11 protein-coding genes and 2 pseudogenes are annotated in these 17862 nt (G+C 63.7%); 7 read left to right on the forward strand and 6 right to left on the reverse strand.

Features of this window, described 5'->3' with window-relative positions:
- Positions 1–624 precede the first annotated feature (624 nt).
- Positions 625–1410: pseudogene (locus ACYCUK_RS19345) on the reverse strand (chloride channel protein); the annotation flags it as partial.
- Between the two features lie 282 nt (positions 1411–1692).
- Here ACYCUK_RS19345 and ACYCUK_RS19350 point away from each other — a divergent pair.
- The 6 genes from ACYCUK_RS19350 (at position 1693) to ACYCUK_RS19375 (ending at position 9081) form a co-directional block, all read left to right on the forward strand.
- Positions 1693–3090 carry a cytochrome ubiquinol oxidase subunit I gene (locus ACYCUK_RS19350; RefSeq protein ID WP_461596294.1) on the forward strand — a complete coding sequence of 466 codons (1398 nt, stop codon included), beginning with the start codon at positions 1693–1695 and terminating at the stop codon, positions 3088–3090.
- A 93-nt stretch (positions 3091–3183) separates the two neighbouring features.
- A complete protein-coding gene (cydB, locus tag ACYCUK_RS19355; RefSeq protein ID WP_461596303.1) occupies positions 3184–4209 on the forward strand; it encodes a cytochrome d ubiquinol oxidase subunit II in 1026 nt (341 codons plus the stop codon).
- A 187-nt stretch (positions 4210–4396) separates the two neighbouring features.
- Complete coding sequence (locus ACYCUK_RS19360; RefSeq protein WP_461596295.1) at positions 4397–5194, forward strand: hypothetical protein; 798 nt, start codon at positions 4397–4399, stop codon at positions 5192–5194.
- Between the two features lie 220 nt (positions 5195–5414).
- The gene (gene glmU, locus ACYCUK_RS19365) at positions 5415–6785 is read left to right on the forward strand and encodes a bifunctional UDP-N-acetylglucosamine diphosphorylase/glucosamine-1-phosphate N-acetyltransferase GlmU (protein ID WP_461596304.1); all 1371 of its coding nucleotides are present in this window, start codon (positions 5415–5417) and stop codon (positions 6783–6785) included.
- A 3-nt stretch (positions 6786–6788) separates the two neighbouring features.
- The gene (gene glmS, locus ACYCUK_RS19370) at positions 6789–8597 is read left to right on the forward strand and encodes a glutamine--fructose-6-phosphate transaminase (isomerizing) (protein WP_461596296.1); all 1809 of its coding nucleotides are present in this window, start codon (positions 6789–6791) and stop codon (positions 8595–8597) included.
- A gap of 283 nt (positions 8598–8880) precedes the next feature.
- Complete coding sequence (locus tag ACYCUK_RS19375) at positions 8881–9081, forward strand: hypothetical protein (protein WP_461596297.1); 201 nt, start codon at positions 8881–8883, stop codon at positions 9079–9081.
- A 561-nt stretch (positions 9082–9642) separates the two neighbouring features.
- Here ACYCUK_RS19375 and ACYCUK_RS19380 read toward each other — a convergent pair.
- The 5 genes from ACYCUK_RS19380 to ACYCUK_RS19400 form a co-directional block, all read right to left on the reverse strand.
- Entirely contained in the window at positions 9643–10998 is a 1356-nt protein-coding gene (locus ACYCUK_RS19380; protein WP_461596298.1) for a beta-propeller fold lactonase family protein, read from the reverse strand.
- A gap of 43 nt (positions 10999–11041) precedes the next feature.
- Entirely contained in the window at positions 11042–12154 is a 1113-nt protein-coding gene (locus tag ACYCUK_RS19385; protein WP_461596299.1) for a lactonase family protein, read from the reverse strand.
- Between the two features lie 58 nt (positions 12155–12212).
- A complete protein-coding gene (locus tag ACYCUK_RS19390; RefSeq protein ID WP_461596300.1) occupies positions 12213–14732 on the reverse strand; it encodes an RCC1 domain-containing protein in 2520 nt (839 codons plus the stop codon).
- Between the two features lie 88 nt (positions 14733–14820).
- Complete coding sequence (locus ACYCUK_RS19395; protein ID WP_461596301.1) at positions 14821–15834, reverse strand: lactonase family protein; 1014 nt, start codon at positions 15832–15834, stop codon at positions 14821–14823.
- Positions 15835–15878: 44 nt separating this feature from the next.
- Positions 15879–17138: a lactonase family protein gene (locus tag ACYCUK_RS19400; RefSeq protein WP_461596302.1), complete on the reverse strand. Its 1260-nt coding sequence runs from the start codon at positions 17136–17138 to the stop codon at positions 15879–15881.
- A gap of 359 nt (positions 17139–17497) precedes the next feature.
- Between ACYCUK_RS19400 and ACYCUK_RS19405 the strand changes: the two are divergent.
- Positions 17498–17734: pseudogene (locus ACYCUK_RS19405) on the forward strand (integrase); the annotation flags it as partial.
- Positions 17735–17862 lie beyond the last annotated feature (128 nt).

The following is a 17862-nucleotide window of genomic DNA, read 5'->3' on the forward strand; positions in this document are numbered from 1 at the left end:
AGATAGGCCACGAAATAGCACAGCATCAGGAAGGGTATGAGCCGCCAGCCCACCTTGGTGTAGGTGGCGGACTCGAACGCGCTGGGGCCGCTCGCGGCCATGGGGGCTGCCGACATGCTTGTCTCCTGCAGTGTGCCCCCAGGGGCGGCGGTGCCGCCCCGCCCCCGAGGAGGCCAAGGAAACTCGGGAGCGGCCCGTCGTTTCCTTGGGGAGTGTGTTGTTGTGCCGCCAAGCGTAGCAGCGCGCTGCGGATTTGTCTGCCCCGGGCTGCGCGGCGCGTGGATCAGGCGTCTGGTTTTTCCGCGGCACCCGCGCTTGGTGCGGATGCGCCAGGCGTGTCTTGCCCCGGAGCCGTCGCGACCGGTTTCGGGTAGTAGTTCTTCTGCGCCAGCGCCTCGTACAGCGGTGGCGTGAACAGTGCCGAGACGCGGGTGGCGAGCAGGGCGCGCGCCTGGTCGTGGCCGCTGCCCCAGGTTTCGCCACCGGTCGCCACGCCCGGCGTTGCGATGGCCAGGCCGATGACCAGGGCGTAGACCGTGGGTTTGTTCGCGCGCCAGAGCTGCAGCGGTTTGGCATCCAGACTTCCCAGTGCAGCAGCGCCCAGTTGAAGGCGGCGCCGAGCACGCCGCACAGCAGCGCGGTTGCCAGCACCGGAAGGACGAAGGCGATGCCGAAATTTTGCGGCACGCTCATCTGCCCGAAATACAGGTAGTTGCCAGCCAGCGCCAGCGAGGTGAGGCCGGAGAACACCACGGCGGTGATCATGGTGCCGTTGGTGCGGTTCTCGAAATTGCGCGCGATTTCCTCGATGGCGAAAATGATGCCGGCCAGCGGCGTGTTGAACGCCCCGGACAAACCTGCCGCGGCGCCGGCCAGCAGCAACTGGCGCTCCAGCTTGGGGCCGGCATGGGGATAGAAGCGCCGCGTCTCGGCCATGATGGCGGCGCCCAGGTGCACCGTGGGGCTCTCGCGGCCGATGGTCATGCCGCCGAAGAAACCGAGGAGCGAAACGACCAGCTTGCCGACGATGACACGCAGGCCGAACAGGCGGTTCATCAAGGTTGCGTCGCGCGGCGCATGCAATGCGGCAATGACTTGCGGAATGCCGCTGCCCTCGCTGCCCTGAAAGTAGCGCCGCGTGAGGAAGACAGCCAGCATGGTGAAGGCCGGAGTGATGAGGAGGAAGGCGAGCCAGGCGCGTCCGGCAATCCAGCCGATGAACACGCCGTAGGCGCTGGTGCTCCATTGCGCATCGAGCACGGCGACCAGGCCGACCAGGCCGACCAGCAGGGCGGCACCCCAAGGCAGGCCATATGGCAGGAAAAGCCGGCGGCCGCGACTTCTGACCAAGCGGACCAGGGCCCGTCTGCGCGCAGGGTTGGCGGGCGGCGCAATGGAGGTCAGTGTCATGGGTGGTGCGGGGTCGGAAACGATCCTAAGAGCCTGGCGAGCCGGATTGCACGAAGACGCCCAGAATGAAAACAAGGGCCCTTGCCGTGCGATGGACTGGGGTCGCAGCTTGCCGCCGGCAACATCGGCCTATGCCCGTCATGGATACGCAGCGAGGTATCGGACCGCCAGGAGGGGCCGCATTACGATGCGATGCGGGTAAACACCAAGATGCCGCGCAGCTGACCCAGGCGAGGTCGACTTCCGCGGCGGGGTTTCCGTCTGACTCGAGGCACTATCGGCATGCAAACCGCGATCGACCTTTCTCGCGCCCAGTTCGCGATGACGGCCCTGTTCCACATCGTCTGGCCCATCCTCACCATCAGCCTGGCCACTTTTCTGGTGATCGTGGAAGCGCTGTGGCTCAAAACCAGGGATGTCGCGTATTACCGCCATGCGCGCTTCTGGGCCAAGTTGCTGGTGCTGAATTTCGCCGTGGGCGTCGTCTCCGGCATTCCGATGGAAATGGAATTCGGCACCAATTGGGCCGGCTTCTCCAACTTCGCCGGCGAGTTCTTTGGCAACATCCTCGGCTTCGAGGGGGCCATGGCCTTCATGCTGGAGGCCGGCTTCATCGGCATCATGCTGTTCGGCTGGGGCAGGGTGGGCCGTGGCGCGCATTTGTTTGCCACCGTCATGGTGGCGTTCGGCGCCTCGCTCTCGGCCTTGTGGATCATGGTGGCCAATTCCTGGATGCAGACCCCCGCCGGCGTGACCTTGCAAAACGGCAAGCTGATCGTCAGCGACTACACGGCCGCCATCTTCAACCCCGACATGGTGTGGGGCGTATCCCACATGTACGTGGCGGCGCTGGAAACCGGGGCTTTCGTCATCGCCGGCATCTCGGCGTACTACCTGCTGAACAGGCGCCACCCCGAGTTCTTCCTCAAGTCCTTCAAGATCGCGTTGCTGGCGTTGGTGGTGATCGCGCCGCTGCAGGTGTGGATCGGCGACTCCAGCGGCAGCGCGGTGTTCAAGGACCAGCCCGCCAAGGGCGCCGCCATCGAGGGGCACTGGGTCACCAACAAGCCCGGCGAGGGCGCGCCCTGGGCCTTGCTGGCCTGGCCGAATCAGGCGGCACAGAAGAACGACTGGGCGCTGGAGCTGCCCGACATGTTGAGCGTGCTGGCCACGCACACCACCACCGGCAAGGTCATTGGCCTGCGCGACATTCCGCGCGCCGACCAGCCTCCCATGATTCCGCTGCTGTTCTACGCCTTCCGCATCATGGCCGGCATCGGTTTCTGGTTCGTTGTTCTGGCTTTTTGGACGGCATGGATCTGGCGCAAGACGCGCGGCAAGGTCGATGCGCTGCTGGCGAACCGCAAGCTGCTGTGGGCCTGGGTGCTGAGTATTCCGCTGCCCTATGTGGCGGTTGAAATGGGCTGGACCGTGCGCGAGGTGGGACGCCAGCCCTGGATCATCGATGGCCTGCTGCGCACCGATCAGGCGGCTTCGGTGCTATCGCCCTCCACGCTCACGGCCAGCATGGTGATGTTCGCTGGCTTTTATGTGCTGCTGCTCGCCAGCTTCGCCGTCTTCGCCCGCCGCTGGTTGCGTGCCGGGCCCGACATGACGCTGGAGCCGCCTGCCGCGCCGCGCAGGGTGCTGGACGTGCAGGGCGGGGTCTACGGACATTGAGCCTTGCCAGCAGCGCCGATGACAGCCGCCTGCGGCCTTGGTGGCGCGATGACAACACAACGCCCCGGGTGAACCGGGGTGACGGGAACCATGATGGACCGCAGCCTGCAACCCCTCCTCGCCAACACCTGGTTTTTCTTGCTGGGCCTGATCCTGGCGTTCTACGTCATCACGGACGGCTTCGATCTGGGCATCGGCATCCTCTCGCTCGTCACCCGGCGCGAAAACCACCGCAGCGCGATGTTCGAGTCCATCGGCCATGTGTGGGATGCCAACGAAACCTGGCTGGTGGTGCTGGGCGGGGCTTTGTTCGGCGCTTTCCCGGCGGTTTACGCCACGGTGCTGAGTGCGATGTATGGCCCGGTGATGTTCATGATCGGCGGCCTCATCCTGCGCGGCGCGTCGTTCGAATTTCGCCACGCCGCGCGCAACAAGCGCGGCTGGGACTGGGCTTTCGGCGCCGGCAGCCTGATCGCCGCGCTGGCGCAGGGCGCCATCCTCGGCCAGCTCATTTCGGGGTTCAGCGCCGGCTGGATCGGCCTGGCGTTCTCCGCCGTGGCCGCCCTGGGCGTGGTCTCGGGCTATGTCCTCATGGGCGCCACCTACCTCGTCATGAAGACCAGCGGCAGCCTGGAGCAGGTGTCGCGGCGGCATGCGCGCAAGGCCATCTGGACCACGGTGGTCATGGCCGGCATCCTCACGCTGGCCACGCCCTTCGCCAGCATCGAGGTGCGCAGCGCCTGGTTCGACCCGCAGCGCATGCCGGTGTTCGTGGTTCTGGGCGCAATATCGCTGCTGGCCTTCCTCTACATCCTGCGTTCGGCCAGGCGCGGCGGCGTGCGCGGCCCGTTCCGTGCCTCGGTGCTGCTGTTTCTCGTGTCTTTCGGCGGACTGGCGTTGAGCATCTACCCGGCCATGATTCCCGGGCACGTCACCATCCTGCAGGCGGCCTCCAGCGCGCCCACGCTGCTGTTCATGCTCATCGGCATCGGCATGCTGCTGCCGGTGATGATTGGCTACAACGCTTATCAGTACCTGGTGTTTCGCGGCAAGATCCGTGTGCACGACGAGGCCGAGTTCATTGCCGACGATGCCGAGCCGAGGGCGCACGCGCATTGAGGGCCTCGCGCAGACCCCAGGGGCGTTTGCGGCGGCGCAGCCACGAAATATCCAGATACCCGCAAGCGATATTTGGCATTGCCACCTAGGGTTTTTACCGGGTAGGATATCGAATAAAGCGAAGATTTGAGTTTCGTTAATTTCCGTTGCAGTGCCATCCGTTCACATACCGTCCGCAAACCCCACCATGCGCTCACTCAACAAGCTGAACCTGCCCGAAAAGCTGTTGCACACCGGCTTTATTTTCTTGGTTTGCATCGGCCTGCTGGCCGCCGAGGCCTATCTCTACGTCACCCACACCGGGCTCGACGGCAAGAGCGGCGTGACACTCAAGGACATTCAGATCTCCTACTACGGAGATCGCAGTTCCACCACGCTTCAGACCGCGCTGCCGACGATGATGAACAACGCCGGCATTCCCGAGGCGCAACGCCCCGCCTTCAAGAAAACCATCGACGACTGGATCGTCGGCGGCGAAACCAAGGCGCAATTCGACACCACCGTCCAGCCCCTGCTCAAGAGCTGTCTGATGTGCCACAGCGTGGCCATGAGCAAGCAGCTGCACAACCCGCCGCTGGTGACTTATGAGGACGTGAAAAACGTCGCCAAGGTCAACACCGGCATGTCGTACAGCAGCATGTTCATGGGCGGCATGGTGCACCTGACCATGTTGGGCGTGATCTTCTGGATTGCCGGCTGGCTCTTCCTTCAGACGCGGGTGAACGACCAGATCAAGGCCATTTCCGTGATCACGCCTTTCCTCGCCATGCTCCTGGACTATTCCGGCTGGTTCCTCACCAAGCAGAACCCCGATTTCGCCTGGATGGTGCTGGTCGGCGGCGCGTTGTCATGCCCCATCGCCATGCTGGAAATGGGAGTGGCTTTGCTCGACATGTGGATCGGCCTGCCCGGCTTCCTGCAGCAGCGCCTGGTGTCGGAAGTGCCGCCCGCATCCAAGTCCACCCAGCACCCGCTGCCGACCTGAGTCTTCCGCTCGCGCTCTCCACGCAGCGGCGTTGAGTTGCCGCTCTCCCGAGCCGGTGTGCGTGCACCGGCTTTTTCATGTCCGCAAGCTGCGCCGGCAGGGGCGGAGTTGGCGCATGGCGCGGCGGCCTCATCCCCGCACAGCAGGGGGCTGACAAGCCAGGGGCCACCCCTAGAATCGCCGCATGTCCGAACGCACCCCACATCCTCCCGCGACGCCGTTGCTGCAGGTCGTCATCCTCGCTGCAGGCAAAGGCACGCGCATGCGCTCGGCGCATCCCAAGGTGCTGCAGCCTCTGGCCGGACGGCCGCTGCTGGCCCATGTGCTGGCCACCGCCCAGGCACTGCAGGCGCAGCGCCGCATCGTCGTCGTCGGTCATGGCGCCGAGTCGGTGCAGTCCCGCTTCGAGGGTGCTGGGGTGGACTTCGCGCTGCAAAGTCCGCAGTTGGGCACCGGCCACGCCGTGCTGCAAGCCGCGCCGCTGCTGGACGATGCGGCCGTGGCGCTGGTGTTGTATGGCGACGTGCCGCTGGTGCAGCCGGCCGCCTTGGCGCCGCTGGTGGACATTGCCGCCGGCGGGCATCTCGCGCTGCTCACCGTGCATCTGCCCGACCCCACCGGCTACGGCCGCATTCAGCGTGACGCCGCTGGCGCGGTGCAGCGCATCGTCGAGCACAAGGACGCCAACACCGCCGAGCGTGCGATCAACGAAGTCAACACCGGCATCCTCGCCGCGCCGGTCGCTGCGCTCAAGCGCTGGCTCGGCGCCTTGCGCTGCGACAACGCGCAGGGCGAGTACTACCTCACCGACATCGTCGCGCTGGCGATTGCCGACGGCGTGGCGGTGCAAGCCGTGGCGGCGTCCGACGTCCACGACACCCTGGGCGTGAACGACCGCGCGCAACTGGCCCAGCTCGAGCGCCTGGTGCAGGCACGCCAGGCCAGCGCCCTGCTCACCGCCGGCGTGACCCTGGCCGACCCGGCGCGCATCGACATTCGCGGCGAGGTGGTCTGCGGCCAGGACGTGTTCATCGACGTCGGCTGCGTGTTCGAGGGTCGTGTGGAACTGGCCGACGGCGTGCGCATCGGTCCCTATGCCGTGCTGCGCGACGTGCGCCTGGGCGCCGGCAGCGTCGTGCAGCCGTTTTGCCACCTCGACGGCGCCGCCATCGGCGCCCAGGCGCAGATCGGTCCCTTCGCGCGCCTGCGACCCCAGGCCACGCTGGCCGACGGCGTGCACATCGGCAACTTCGTCGAGGTGAAAAACGCCAGCATGGGCCCGTCGTCCAAGGCCAACCATCTGTCCTACGTCGGCGATGCCGAAGTGGGCGCGCGGGTGAACATCGGCGCCGGCACCATCGTGGCCAATTACGACGGCGCCAACAAACACCGCACCCGCATCGAGGACGACGCCCACACCGGCTCCAACTCGGTGCTCGTGGCGCCCATCACCGTGGGCGCCGGTGCCACCATCGGCGCGGGGTCCACCGTGACCCGCGCCGTCCCCGCCGGCAAGCTCACCGTGGCCCGCGCCCGCGCCGTGACCCTGGAAGGCTGGAAGCGGCCAACCAAAAAAAACGAAGGAAGCTGACCCATGTGCGGAATCGTCGGCGCCGCGGCGCGCCACAACATCGTCCCCACCCTGCTGGAGGGCCTGCAGCGGCTGGAATACCGCGGCTACGACTCCTGCGGCCTGGCGGCGCTGAAGGACGGCGGCATCACCCGTCTGCGCACCACTCAGCGCGTGGCCGACCTGCGCAAGCAGGCGCAGAACCTGGACGCGCTCACCGGCATCTGCCACACGCGCTGGGCCACGCATGGCGCACCGGCCACGCACAACGCGCATCCCATGATCTCGCGCAGCCAGGTTGCCCTGGTGCACAACGGCATCATCGAGAACCACGATGAACTGCGCGCCGAATTGCTGGCAGCCGGCTACACCTTCGACAGCCAGACCGACACCGAGGTCATCGCCCATCTCGTGCACAGTCTCTACGCCGGCGACTTGTTCGCCGCCGTGCGCCTGGCCGCCAGCCGGCTGCGCGGCGCCTACGCCATCGCCGTGCTGCACACCGCCGAGCCGGGTGTGGTGGTGGGTGCGCGCGCCGGCAGTCCGCTGGTGCTGGGCCAGGGGCACGACGGCTTCTACATCGCCTCCGACGGCCTCGCCCTGGCCGGCGCCGCCCAGCGCGTCGCCTATCTCGAAGAAGGCGACGTGGTGCGCATCAGCCCCGATGCCGTTCAGGTGGTGGACGCCCGCCAGCGAGCCGCGCAGCGCGACTGGCATGCCGTCGAGGCCTACAGCGGCGCGGCCGAGCTCGGCCCCTACCGCCACTACATGCAGAAGGAAATTTTCGAGCAGCCGCGCGCCGTGGCCGACACGCTGGAAGGCATTGCCACCATCGGCCCCGAGTTATTCGGCGACAAGTCTGGGCAGCTCGCCGGCACGCGCCGCGTGCTCATCCTCGCCTGCGGCACCAGCCATTACGCCGGCAGCGTGGCGCGGCACTGGATCGAGACCCTGGCGCGCATTCCGGTGGACGTGGAAGTGGCCAGCGAATACCGCACCCGCGACAGCGTGCCCGACCCCGACACCCTGGTGATCGGCGTGTCGCAGTCCGGCGAAACCGCCGACACCCTCTCGGCCCTGCGCCACGCCCGCAGCCTGGGCATGACGCGCCAGCTCGCCATCTGCAACGTTGCCGGCAGCGCCATGATGCGCGAGTCCGCGCTGCGCTTCCTCACCCACGCCGGGGTTGAAATCGGTGTGGCCTCGACCAAGGCTTTCACCACCCAATTGGTGGCCCTGTTTTTACTGGCCCTGACGCTGGCCAAGCAGCGCGGCCGGCTCGCCGAGCAGGCCGAGTCTGAGCATCTGCAGGCGCTGCGCCACTTGCCCGTGGCGTTGCAGGCAGCGCTGGCGACCGAGCCGCAAATCATCGCCTGGGCCGAAGCCTTCACGCGCAAGAACAACGCCCTGTTCCTCGGACGTGGCATGCACTTCCCCATCGCCCAGGAAGGCGCGCTCAAGCTCAAGGAAATTTCCTACATCCACGCCGAGGCCTACCCCGCCGGCGAACTCAAGCATGGCCCGCTGGCCCTGGTGACCGACGAGATGCCGGTGGTCACCGTCGCCCCCAACGACGCGCTGCTCGACAAACTCAAGAGCAATTTGCAGGAAGTGCGCGCACGCGGCGGCGAGTTGTACGTCTTCACCGACGCCGGCACCCGCATCGAGTCCAGCCCAGGCGTACACGCCATCCGCCTACCCGAGCACTACGCCTTGCTCTCCCCCATCGTGCACGTCATCCCGTTGCAATTGCTGGCCTATCACACCGCAGTGGCTCGCGGAACCGATGTCGACAAGCCGCGCAACCTGGCAAAGAGTGTCACGGTGGAGTGACTGCGCGTTGCTACGCCCGGGTGTTGTTCTAACCAATTAAAGTCGAAAACAGGTCATTAAAGTCGTAAACACTGCATATGGGCGAAGTGTTGGGGCTGTTCCCGATTTACGCCGCGTGAACCTGATGGGGCGCGTCCTGTTGATAAGGTTGGCGTTGTGTCGCTCCAGTACAAATCTGTCCTGATCCCCGGAGAGACATTGAGAAGCCTGTCTCGAGCAAGTCTGAACTTGTTGGGTATGTGGAATCTATATATATTTCACACAGATCCTCAAGAAAGTCATCATGGCCGTCACCTCGTTCAATGTCGATCCGAAACTCGATCAGACGCTCGAAGCGCTGAAGACTCACTACCAAGCGAGTTCGAAAGCGGAGGTCCTGCGCAAAGCCGTCGCGCTGCTCAACGTCGCCAGCCGCAGTGAGCAGGAAGACGGCTCGATCATCATTCGTCAAGGTGGTCAAGACGTGAAGATCATCTTGCGGTGAATCAGTCTGCGCCGGAGAGCCGCACGATCAATCTTGACGAGGAAGATGTCGGTGCCGTTAAAAACAGGCCTCTGCAGATAAAAGCTGTCCCGGGAGTTGCTGAACGACGGCCATAAAGTGCGTCGGGATTCAGGTTGCGATTCGCTAGGTCACGCCCTTGGTTGAACTTTGGCGTTGGCTAAAAGGGAATGAGATTAGGGCGGTCGCAATATGGCGTGCCGGCCAGTGGTCGCGTCCTGTTCGGATTAATGACCGCAGTTCGGCCAGAGCAGGCATTGGGCACAGCTCCTGGCGACGGCTGCAATGCCGCCGTCAGCGGTCGTTGGCAAAATTGATCTCGTGAGCAAACGCTTCCTGCGCCAGCGATCGGGCGCTTTCGACCCACAGGAGTCGGTCGCCGAATGCGAGGCGGCCAGTCACAGACGCTGCCTCTCGAAACTCGCCCGCCATTGCACCAAGCCAACCGCATCAAGAGAGGATTTCGAGAGCGTCAACGACTTGATTCATGGTCGTCGCGCTCTTCCCGATTTAATCCGCCTTAAAAACGGTGGTTTGGGAATCTCAAGGTTGTGCCACGACGATGGAGATGGGGTTGCTTCCTGTGGCAAACGGACTGCCCGTCACCTGCGAGAGAGCGCCCGTGGAGGCATTGATGCGGTAGGCCGAGATGGTGCCTTTGTTGGGGCCGTCGCCATAGCTCGCCACATAGGCGAAGGTGCCTGCGGGGTTGACAGTGACGGTTTGGGGGTAAGGCCCCGCCACGAACGGACTGCCTGGGATCGGGGTGAGCGCACCTGTGGATGGATCGATGCCGTAGGCCGAGACGACGCTTCCATAAGTTGCCACATAGGCAAAAGTGCCTGCGGGACTGACCGTGATGGATTGAGGGCTGCCTCCCAACTTGAACGGGCTACCAGAGACAGGGGTTAGCGCGCCGGTGGTGGCATTGATGCGGTAGGCCGAGACGCTGTAGCCACCTTTGTTCAGCACAAAGGCGAAGGTGCCTGCGGGGTTGAGCGTCACGGAGACTGGGATATATCCCGCCGCGAACGGACTTCCGGGGATCGGGGTGAGCGCCCCTGTTGTGGCATTGATGCGGCAGACCGAGACGTTGTTGCTGCGATTGTTCGACACATAGACGAATGTGCCGGCGTAGTTGACTGCGACCGAGTCGGGGAGGCTTCCCGCCGCGAACGGATTGTGCGAGATGGGTGTGAGCGCCCCGGTGGTAGCGTTGATGCGGTAGGCCGAAACGTTGTTGCTGAATTCGCTCGCCACATAAGCGATGGTGCCTGCGGGATTGACCGCGACGGATTGGGGGCGGCGGCTTCCTGCCGCGAACGGACTGCCTGGCACCGGCGTAAGGGCACCCGTGGACGCATCAATGCGGTAGGCCGAGATGTTGTCGTCGCCATTGGCCACATAGGCGAAGGTGCCTGCTGGGTTCGTCGTGATGGAGATGGGGTCGTTTCCCGCTTTGAACGGACTGCCAGGGACTTCGGTGAGCGCCCCGGTGGTGGCGTCGATGCGGTAGGCCAAAACAGATTCGTCGCCGGCTATTGCGTAGAGGTATTGGTATTTTTGTGCCGTTGATTGCACGCCCCCGAGCGTGGAACGCCCGTTCTTGCTGGTGAGCACCAGAACCTGCCCCGGGAAGATCCAATGCGGGTCGGGAATCAGCGCCCGATTCATGCGCCAGAGTGCGGGCCAGCGCCCGGGCTTTTTCAGGTATTCGTCAGCAATGCCCCAGAGGGTGTCTCCGTGCTGAATGGTGTAGCGCTGCGGCGCGACTGGAGCGTTCGGTACGCCCCGGCGCGAAGGGGGGTGGGCAGAGTTGACCCCTGCCTGGGCCAGCGCCACACCAGAGCACAGCAAAAGCCCTGCTGCGGCAACGTGACTGATCCGTATGTTTCGCATGGATTGATGTCTCCGGCCCCTCAGAATCCCGGCTGGTCAGGCGTCAAGGTTGCGCGATCGCAAGATATGCTGGGTTCACTCCCGCCGCGAACGGACTGCCTGGGACAGGGGTCAGTGCGCCGGTGTTTGGGTTGACGCTGAAAGCTGCGACGGCGCTCCCGCCACCTGTTCCCTGATAAACGAAGGAGCCAGTGGGATTGACCACCACGGAAGCCAAGTATGCGGGCAGACTGCCCGCAACTGGGGTAAGTGCTCCGGTGGAGAGATTGATGCGGTAGGCCGAGATTGTGTCGCCCACCGTATAGGCGAAGGTGCCAGTGGGGTTGATGACAACGGATGCGGCTTCTGCCAGTCGATCTGTCACGGCGAACGGACTACCCGTAACCGGGGTGAGAGCCCCTGTAGCGGTTTGGACGCGGTAGGCCGAGATACCGTTTCTGCCCGCCATATAGGCGAAGGCGCCTTGGGAATTGATCGTGATGGAGTTGGCAGCGTTTCCTGTCGCCAATGGGCTGCCCTTGACGGGGGAAAGCGCGCCAGTGGCGGCGTCCATGCTGAAAACAGAGATCGTGCCGATGTTGCCTCCCACGACGTAGGCGAAGGACCCTGCGGGGTCGATCGTGACTGACAAAGCCCCCGATTCTGCGGGAAACGGGCTACCTGGAATGGGGGCAAGCGCCCCGGTTGCAGCATCGATGCGGTAAGCCGCCACGGTGTTGCTATAGCTGCTCGCCACATAGGCAAAGGTGCTTGCAGGGTTGATCGCCATGCGGCTTGCTTGATAGCCCGTGCTAAACGGACTGCCCGGGACGGGCGTCAGCGCACCGGTGGATGCATGAATGCGGTAGGCCGAGATGGTTCCTCCGAAAAAATCCATCACATAGGCGAAAGTACCGGCGGGGTTGACCGTGATGTCTCCGGCGACATGTCCTGCGGCAAACGGACTGCCCGTGACGGGGGTGAGAACACCCGTGTTGGAGTTGATGCGGTAGGCCGAAATGGTGTTGTCACCGGCGTTTGCAGCGTAGAGGTATTGAGGTTTTGATGCCGTTGATTGCATTCCCCCGAGCGTGGAACATGCCGTCATCGATAAGATCGCCATCAAGCCGAGAAGGAGCCTGACCGTCGTGCGTGGGCTTCGTCGCATGTGTTTCATGTTGAACTCTTGTGGGGGCGGTTGCAGTGCATTTCGGACGCAAGGATGGACGCAAGCATCAAGGCTGCACGACCGTGATGAATGTGGGATGCGTTCCAGTCACAAACGGACTGCCAGGGATTTCGGTCAATGCCCCGGTGGCTGCGTTGATACGGTAGGCCGAGACGGCACCTTTGGGTCCGTATCCACCACCCGCGACATAGGCGAAGGATCCTCCGGGGCTGACCGCCACCGAGTAGCCGTTATGAAGTCCAGTCGCGACCGGGTTTCCAGGGACGGGTGTGATTGCCCCGGTGGTGGTGTTGAGGTGGTAGGCCGAGACGTCGCCAGCGCCATAGGGCTGAACTTCCGTTACATAGGCCAACGTGCCTTCGGGGTTGATCGTGATGGATTTGGCATCCTGATTCGTGACATCGAGATCCCGGATCTCATGGTGAGACCCATTCGCAGCGTCGATGCGGAACACCGCGATTCCGTCGTTGACCAACCAATAGGCAAACGGCGCTGTGGGGCTGACCGTCGCTCCTGGGGCGGGAAGATGGGCGTTCAGTTGATTAACGGAATCCCAGTCGTCCGAGGGGGTGAGTGCTCCGGTGGAGGGATCGATGCGATAGGGCCGGAAGCCAGTGCTGTGCCAGTTTGCGACATCGAGCATCGTGCCGTCTGCGCTCACCCTGACGACGTAGGGCTGGTTTCCCGCTTTGAACGGACTGCCCGGGATTTCGGTCAAGGCCCCGGTGGTGGCGTTGATGCGGTAGGCCGAAACGGTGCCGCGATAGTTCGCCACATAGGCGAAGCTGCCTGCGGGGTTGACCGTGAGAAATTGGGGGTAACCGTGATCCGCAAATGGACTGCCAGGGACGTCGGTGAGTGCCCCGGTGTCGGGGTTGAGGCGGTAGGCCGAGATGCCGTCGTTGTTCGCCACATAAGCGAATTGAGGTTTCGAGAGCGAGAACGCCAGCGTGGCGTGTCCATTCTTGCGAATGAGCCCCCGCGCCTGATCCGGCAAGCCTTGCTGAAACGGCACCAGCACCGGGGATGCGACGATCTCGCTCGCCCCATTGCCCAGTTGACCGTGCCGGTTGTATCCCCAGGCCCAGAGATGGTCAGCGCTGTCGATGGCGTAAGCGGAAGCGGAGTTGGCGTCTGTGCTCACGGCCTCCACGCTAACGATCGGTGCGCCCCCCCGAGCAACGGGGAATGGGACCAGCGCTGGTGGATTGAAGCGATTCGCGAGCAAGCCATTGCCCAGTTGGCCGTATCGGTTATTCCCCCAGGCCCAGAGTCGTCCGGCGCTGTCGATGGCGTAAGCGGCGTAGCGATCCGCTGCCACACGGATGATTGAAGCCCCACCCAAGGCGGACGGGAACTGGACTCGCTCCGGGGTGGGCCGCTCCTTGAGCGATCCATTTCCAAGTTGACCGTATCTGTTGCCACCCCAAGCCCAGAGATGGCCTGCGCTGTCGATGGCATAGGCGGCGCCGTCGCTGTTGCGGGTGGCCACCACGCGAACCATCGAGGGCTGTCGCCGCCACCAAGGCGCGGGGAACTGAATCCGGATCGGGGTGGATTGACGCGCCGTCGACCCATTGCCCAGTTGGCCGTATCCGTTGTATCCCCAGGCCCAAAGATGGCCTGCGCTGTCGAGGGCGTAGGCGTATTTGTTGCCAGCGGTCCCAGTCGCCATGCTGACGATCGAAGCGGACCCCAAGGCGGCGGGGAACTGGACCTGCGCCGGGGTTAAAGAGTCATCACTCCTCGCCCCATTGCCCAGTTGTCTGGCAGTGTTGTCTCCCCAAGCCCAGAGATGGCCTGCGCTGTCGAGGGCGTCGATGGATGGAAAGCTGGAGTTGTCGTCGTCGACCTCGACGCGGACGATCGAAGCATTCCCCAGGGGCATTGGAAACTGAACGCGCGCTGGGGTTGAGCGACCCTTGCGCGACCCATTGCCCAGTTGTCCGGCATCGTTGTAGTCTCCCCAGGACCAGAGATGGCCATCGCTGTCGATGGCAAAAACGGGGCCGGGGTCGTCATGGGCGGTCGCCACACTGACAATCGAAGCGGACCCCAAGGCGGTGGGGAACCGCACCTGCGTCGGGGTCAAGCGATTTGCGAGGTCCCCATGGCCAAGACCCAGTTGGGCGCGCGCATTGTCTCCCCAGGCCCAAAGATGGCCAACGCTGTCGATCGCGTAGGCGGAGTGGTGGCCGTTGACAGCCACGCTCATGATCGAAGCATTCCCAAGGTCAGCAGGGAACTGGACCCGCACCGGGGTGGAATGATCCATCGTCGATCCATCGCCCAGTTCGCCGACCTGATTGTTCCCCCAGGCCCAGAGATGGCCGGCGCTGTCGATGGCGTAACTTGAGGAGCCATCCGTCGCAAAGCGCTTGTTTGCGCCTGACTTTGCGGTGTCAACAGCGGGGGTGATCACCGCAGGCCCATTCGCCACAATGGCGAATGGCGCCCCACTGGACGCCGCATTTCCGCTGCCCGCACGATGCAAGCTGCCACAGGCTGTCATGGAAAGGGCCAGTGTGGCGCTGGCGGCAAGGATCAACAATGAACGCAGATGCATGGTGGAGGCGATGGAAGGGGATGGATGCCCGCAAGGCTGGCAGGGGACATGCGCCGTTTTTGCTTTCTTGCAAACTCGGGTTCGCCGCCTATTGCGGTTGCACAATCGTGATGGAGTCGGGTCTGGTTCCGGTCATGAACGGGCTGCCCGCCACCGGCGTGAGCGCCCCGGTGGCGGCATCGATGCGGTAGGCCGAGATGCTGCCATGACTGCCGAAGTTGCCCTGGTTCGCCACGTAGGCAAGTGTGCCAGCAGGGTTGACTGTGATGGATCTGGGCTCAATCCCAGTCGTGAACGGACTTCCAGGGATTTCGGTCAATGCCCCGGTAGCGGCATGGATGCGGTAGACAAAGACGGCGCCAGGGTCGCCGTATGCGCTCGCCACATAGACGAATGTGCCTGCGGGGCTGACCCTGACAGATTCAGGGAGGCTTCCAGCCTCGAACGGACTCCCAGGCACAGGTGTCAGCGCGCCAGTGGAGGTATCGATGCGGTAGGCCGAGACGATGTCCCAGCTCGTCACATACGCGAAGGTGCCTGCCGGGTTGACCGTGATAGAACTGGGGAGGGTTCCCGCGGCGAACGGACTGCCTGGAACGTCTGTCAGCGCCCCAGTGCTGGCGTTGATGCGATAGGCCGAGATGGCGCCACTGCCCATGCCCGGGATCCCCGATGGCACATAGGCAAAAGTGCCTGCCGGATTGATCGCGAACGACGAGGGGTACGGGCCTGCGGCAAACGGGCTGCCAGGGATGGGGGTGAGTGTGCCGGTGGATGCATGGATGCGGTAGACCGAGACGGAGCCGTGGTTGCTGCCGCTGTCGCTGTATTGGCTCACCACATAGGCGAAGGTGCCCGCGGGGTTGACGGTGACGGAGTCAGGGAGGCTTCCCGCCGCGAACGGACTGCCTGGAACTTCGGTCAGCGCCCCGGTGGATGCATGGATACGGTAGGCCGAGACGTTGCCCCAGTTCACGACATACGCGAATTGAGGTTTCGTGTGCAAGAGCCCGAGCGTGGAGCATGCCGTCATCGACAACAGACCCATCAAACCGATGATGAGCCTCAGAGGCGTTCGGTTGTTCCGTACTGGATGTTCCATGGTGTTCGTTCTCGAAACTCGGTGGAGGAAGGCCGGTCGGGGTGTCATCCCCGATGCCCTCCGAATCGGCGAAGGGGCCTGCGGGGTTCGCCATGATGGATTCGGAGCCTCACCATGCTGGAAATGGCCACCGCGATGGAACTGGGATAGGCCCCTGTGGCAAACGGACTCCCAGGAATCTCGTCGAGCGTGCCGTAGGGGGCATTGACGCGGTAAACCGAGATGCCGCCGCCATTCCAACGCCCACTGAGGTCCGGAAGCCCCTCGTTCGCCACGTAGACAAACGTGCCCGCGGGATTGACCGCCACGAATGTCGCGTCAAATCCTGTTTGGTAGCCAAACGCCCCGAGATCGTCAAGTGCGCCCGTCGAAGAATCAATGCGGATGACATTGAGGTTGGGGGGCATGCCGCTGCCAGCGCCACTGCTTGTCACATAGGCAAAGGTGCCCGCGGGGTTGACTGTGATGGAAGATGGGGACGTGTTGACATAGGCCGCATGACCTGGGACTGGAGTCAATGTGCCTGTGAGCGCGTTGATGCGGTAGGCCAAGACCGCACGGCCACCCAAGACCGCCACATAAGCGAAAGTCCCTGCGGGATGGATCGCGACGGTCACCGGATTCCCCCCTGCAGCAAACGGACTATCAGGGAGCGTGGTCAAGGCGCCCGTGCCTGGGTTGATGCGATAGGCCGAGACGCTGTTGCTGCCAAAGTTCGCCACATAGGCAAAGGTGCCCGCGGGGTTGATGGTGATGCAGGATGGTTCGGGCGCGTATCTCGCGACAGGGGCGCCTGCAAACGGGCTGACCGGAATGGTGGGGGTGCCGGCGAACGGGCTGCCAGGAATGGGGGTGAGTGCGCCCGTGGCGGCATGGATGCGGTAGGCCGAGACGGTGTTGTCGTCGACATTTGTGACATAGACGAAAGTGCCTGCGGGATGGACCACGACGGAAGATGGATACCGGCCTGCGGCAAACGGACTGCCAGGGATAGGGATCAGCGCACCTGTGGCCGCATCGACGCGGTAGGCTGAAACGGTGCCGGGGCCGTTTTGCACACTGGCCCCTCCATTGGCTACATAAGCGAAGGTGCCTGCGGGGTTGACCGCCACCGTGTTGGGATTGTTTCCTGCAACAAACGGACTGCCGGGGACGGGGATCATCACGCCCGATGACGCGTCGATGCTGTACGCCGAGACCGTATCGCTGAGCGAGTTCGTCACATAGGCGTATTGAAGTTTTTGGGTCTCCCTGTGCGCGAATTCGAGCGTGGAGCACCCAGCAATCGACACAAGGGCGATCAAGCTGAGAATGCGCCCGAGAGGCGTGCGATGGTTTGCCCGTAAGTGTTCGATTTTTATCTTTCGACGGTTTCAACTGCGAGGCGCAACGGCCTTAAAACTAGACAAATTGCGCCATTCTGTCTCATCGCTCGAATTCAGGGCCTCGCTGGGCGGCACTGCAGGTGAGCTTACCCGCGTTTTAGCTGGGTGAGAAGGCTGGCTGGCGTACCTCCTGGTCGCAACGGCAGCTATGGAGCGATTTCGCCAATGACAGCTCATGGCCGGGTCCAGCCTTCCTGATTCTGGAGCAAAGTTGGCGTGCGACCACAGCAGGTCGCGCCACTGGCCCTGTCGCCAGTGGCGATCTCAAGGAGATTGCCATGAACACGCCTGAATCAGACCAACAGAGAACCCGTACTCCATGGAACAAGGGAAAGGTTGTCGGGCAGAAGGCCCCGCTCAAACTGAAGGACATCTGGGCTATCCGGGTTCGCCTGCAACTGGAGCGGCGCACGCGTGAACTTGCCCTGTTCAATCTTGGCTTGGACAGCAAGCTGCGCGGCTGCGACCTCGTCGCATTGCGCGTGCGCGACGTCCGCCATGGCGATGCCATCGCTCTCTCTTAAGAAACTCACCTCAAGTGGTTGATGGGCAAGGTATTTTTCAGGCAGTCTGGGGCATGGCGACGAGTTGCATGCCGAGCTTGCTGGCGCGCTGGGACAGTTGGCGCAGTACGCGCTCGCGG

The sequence above is a fragment of the Thiomonas sp. genome (assembly GCF_054608695.1).

Bases quoted from the DNA above. Each gene is read 5' to 3' on its own strand.
- ACYCUK_RS19350 (WP_461596294.1), top strand. From the start codon at position 1,693: ATGCAAACCGCGATCGACCTTTCTCGCGCCCAGTTCGCGATGACGGCC.
- ACYCUK_RS19390 (WP_461596300.1), bottom strand. From the start codon at position 14,732: ATGCATCTGCGTTCATTGTTGATCCTTGCCGCCAGCGCCACACTGGCC.
- cydB (WP_461596303.1), top strand. From the start codon at position 3,184: ATGGACCGCAGCCTGCAACCCCTCCTCGCCAACACCTGGTTTTTCTTG.
- ACYCUK_RS19375 (WP_461596297.1), top strand. From the start codon at position 8,881: ATGGCCGTCACCTCGTTCAATGTCGATCCGAAACTCGATCAGACGCTC.
- ACYCUK_RS19360 (WP_461596295.1), top strand. From the start codon at position 4,397: ATGCGCTCACTCAACAAGCTGAACCTGCCCGAAAAGCTGTTGCACACC.
- ACYCUK_RS19380 (WP_461596298.1), bottom strand. From the start codon at position 10,998: ATGCGAAACATACGGATCAGTCACGTTGCCGCAGCAGGGCTTTTGCTG.
- ACYCUK_RS19395 (WP_461596301.1), bottom strand. From the start codon at position 15,834: ATGGAACATCCAGTACGGAACAACCGAACGCCTCTGAGGCTCATCATC.
- ACYCUK_RS19385 (WP_461596299.1), bottom strand. From the start codon at position 12,154: ATGAAACACATGCGACGAAGCCCACGCACGACGGTCAGGCTCCTTCTC.
- glmS (WP_461596296.1), top strand. From the start codon at position 6,789: ATGTGCGGAATCGTCGGCGCCGCGGCGCGCCACAACATCGTCCCCACC.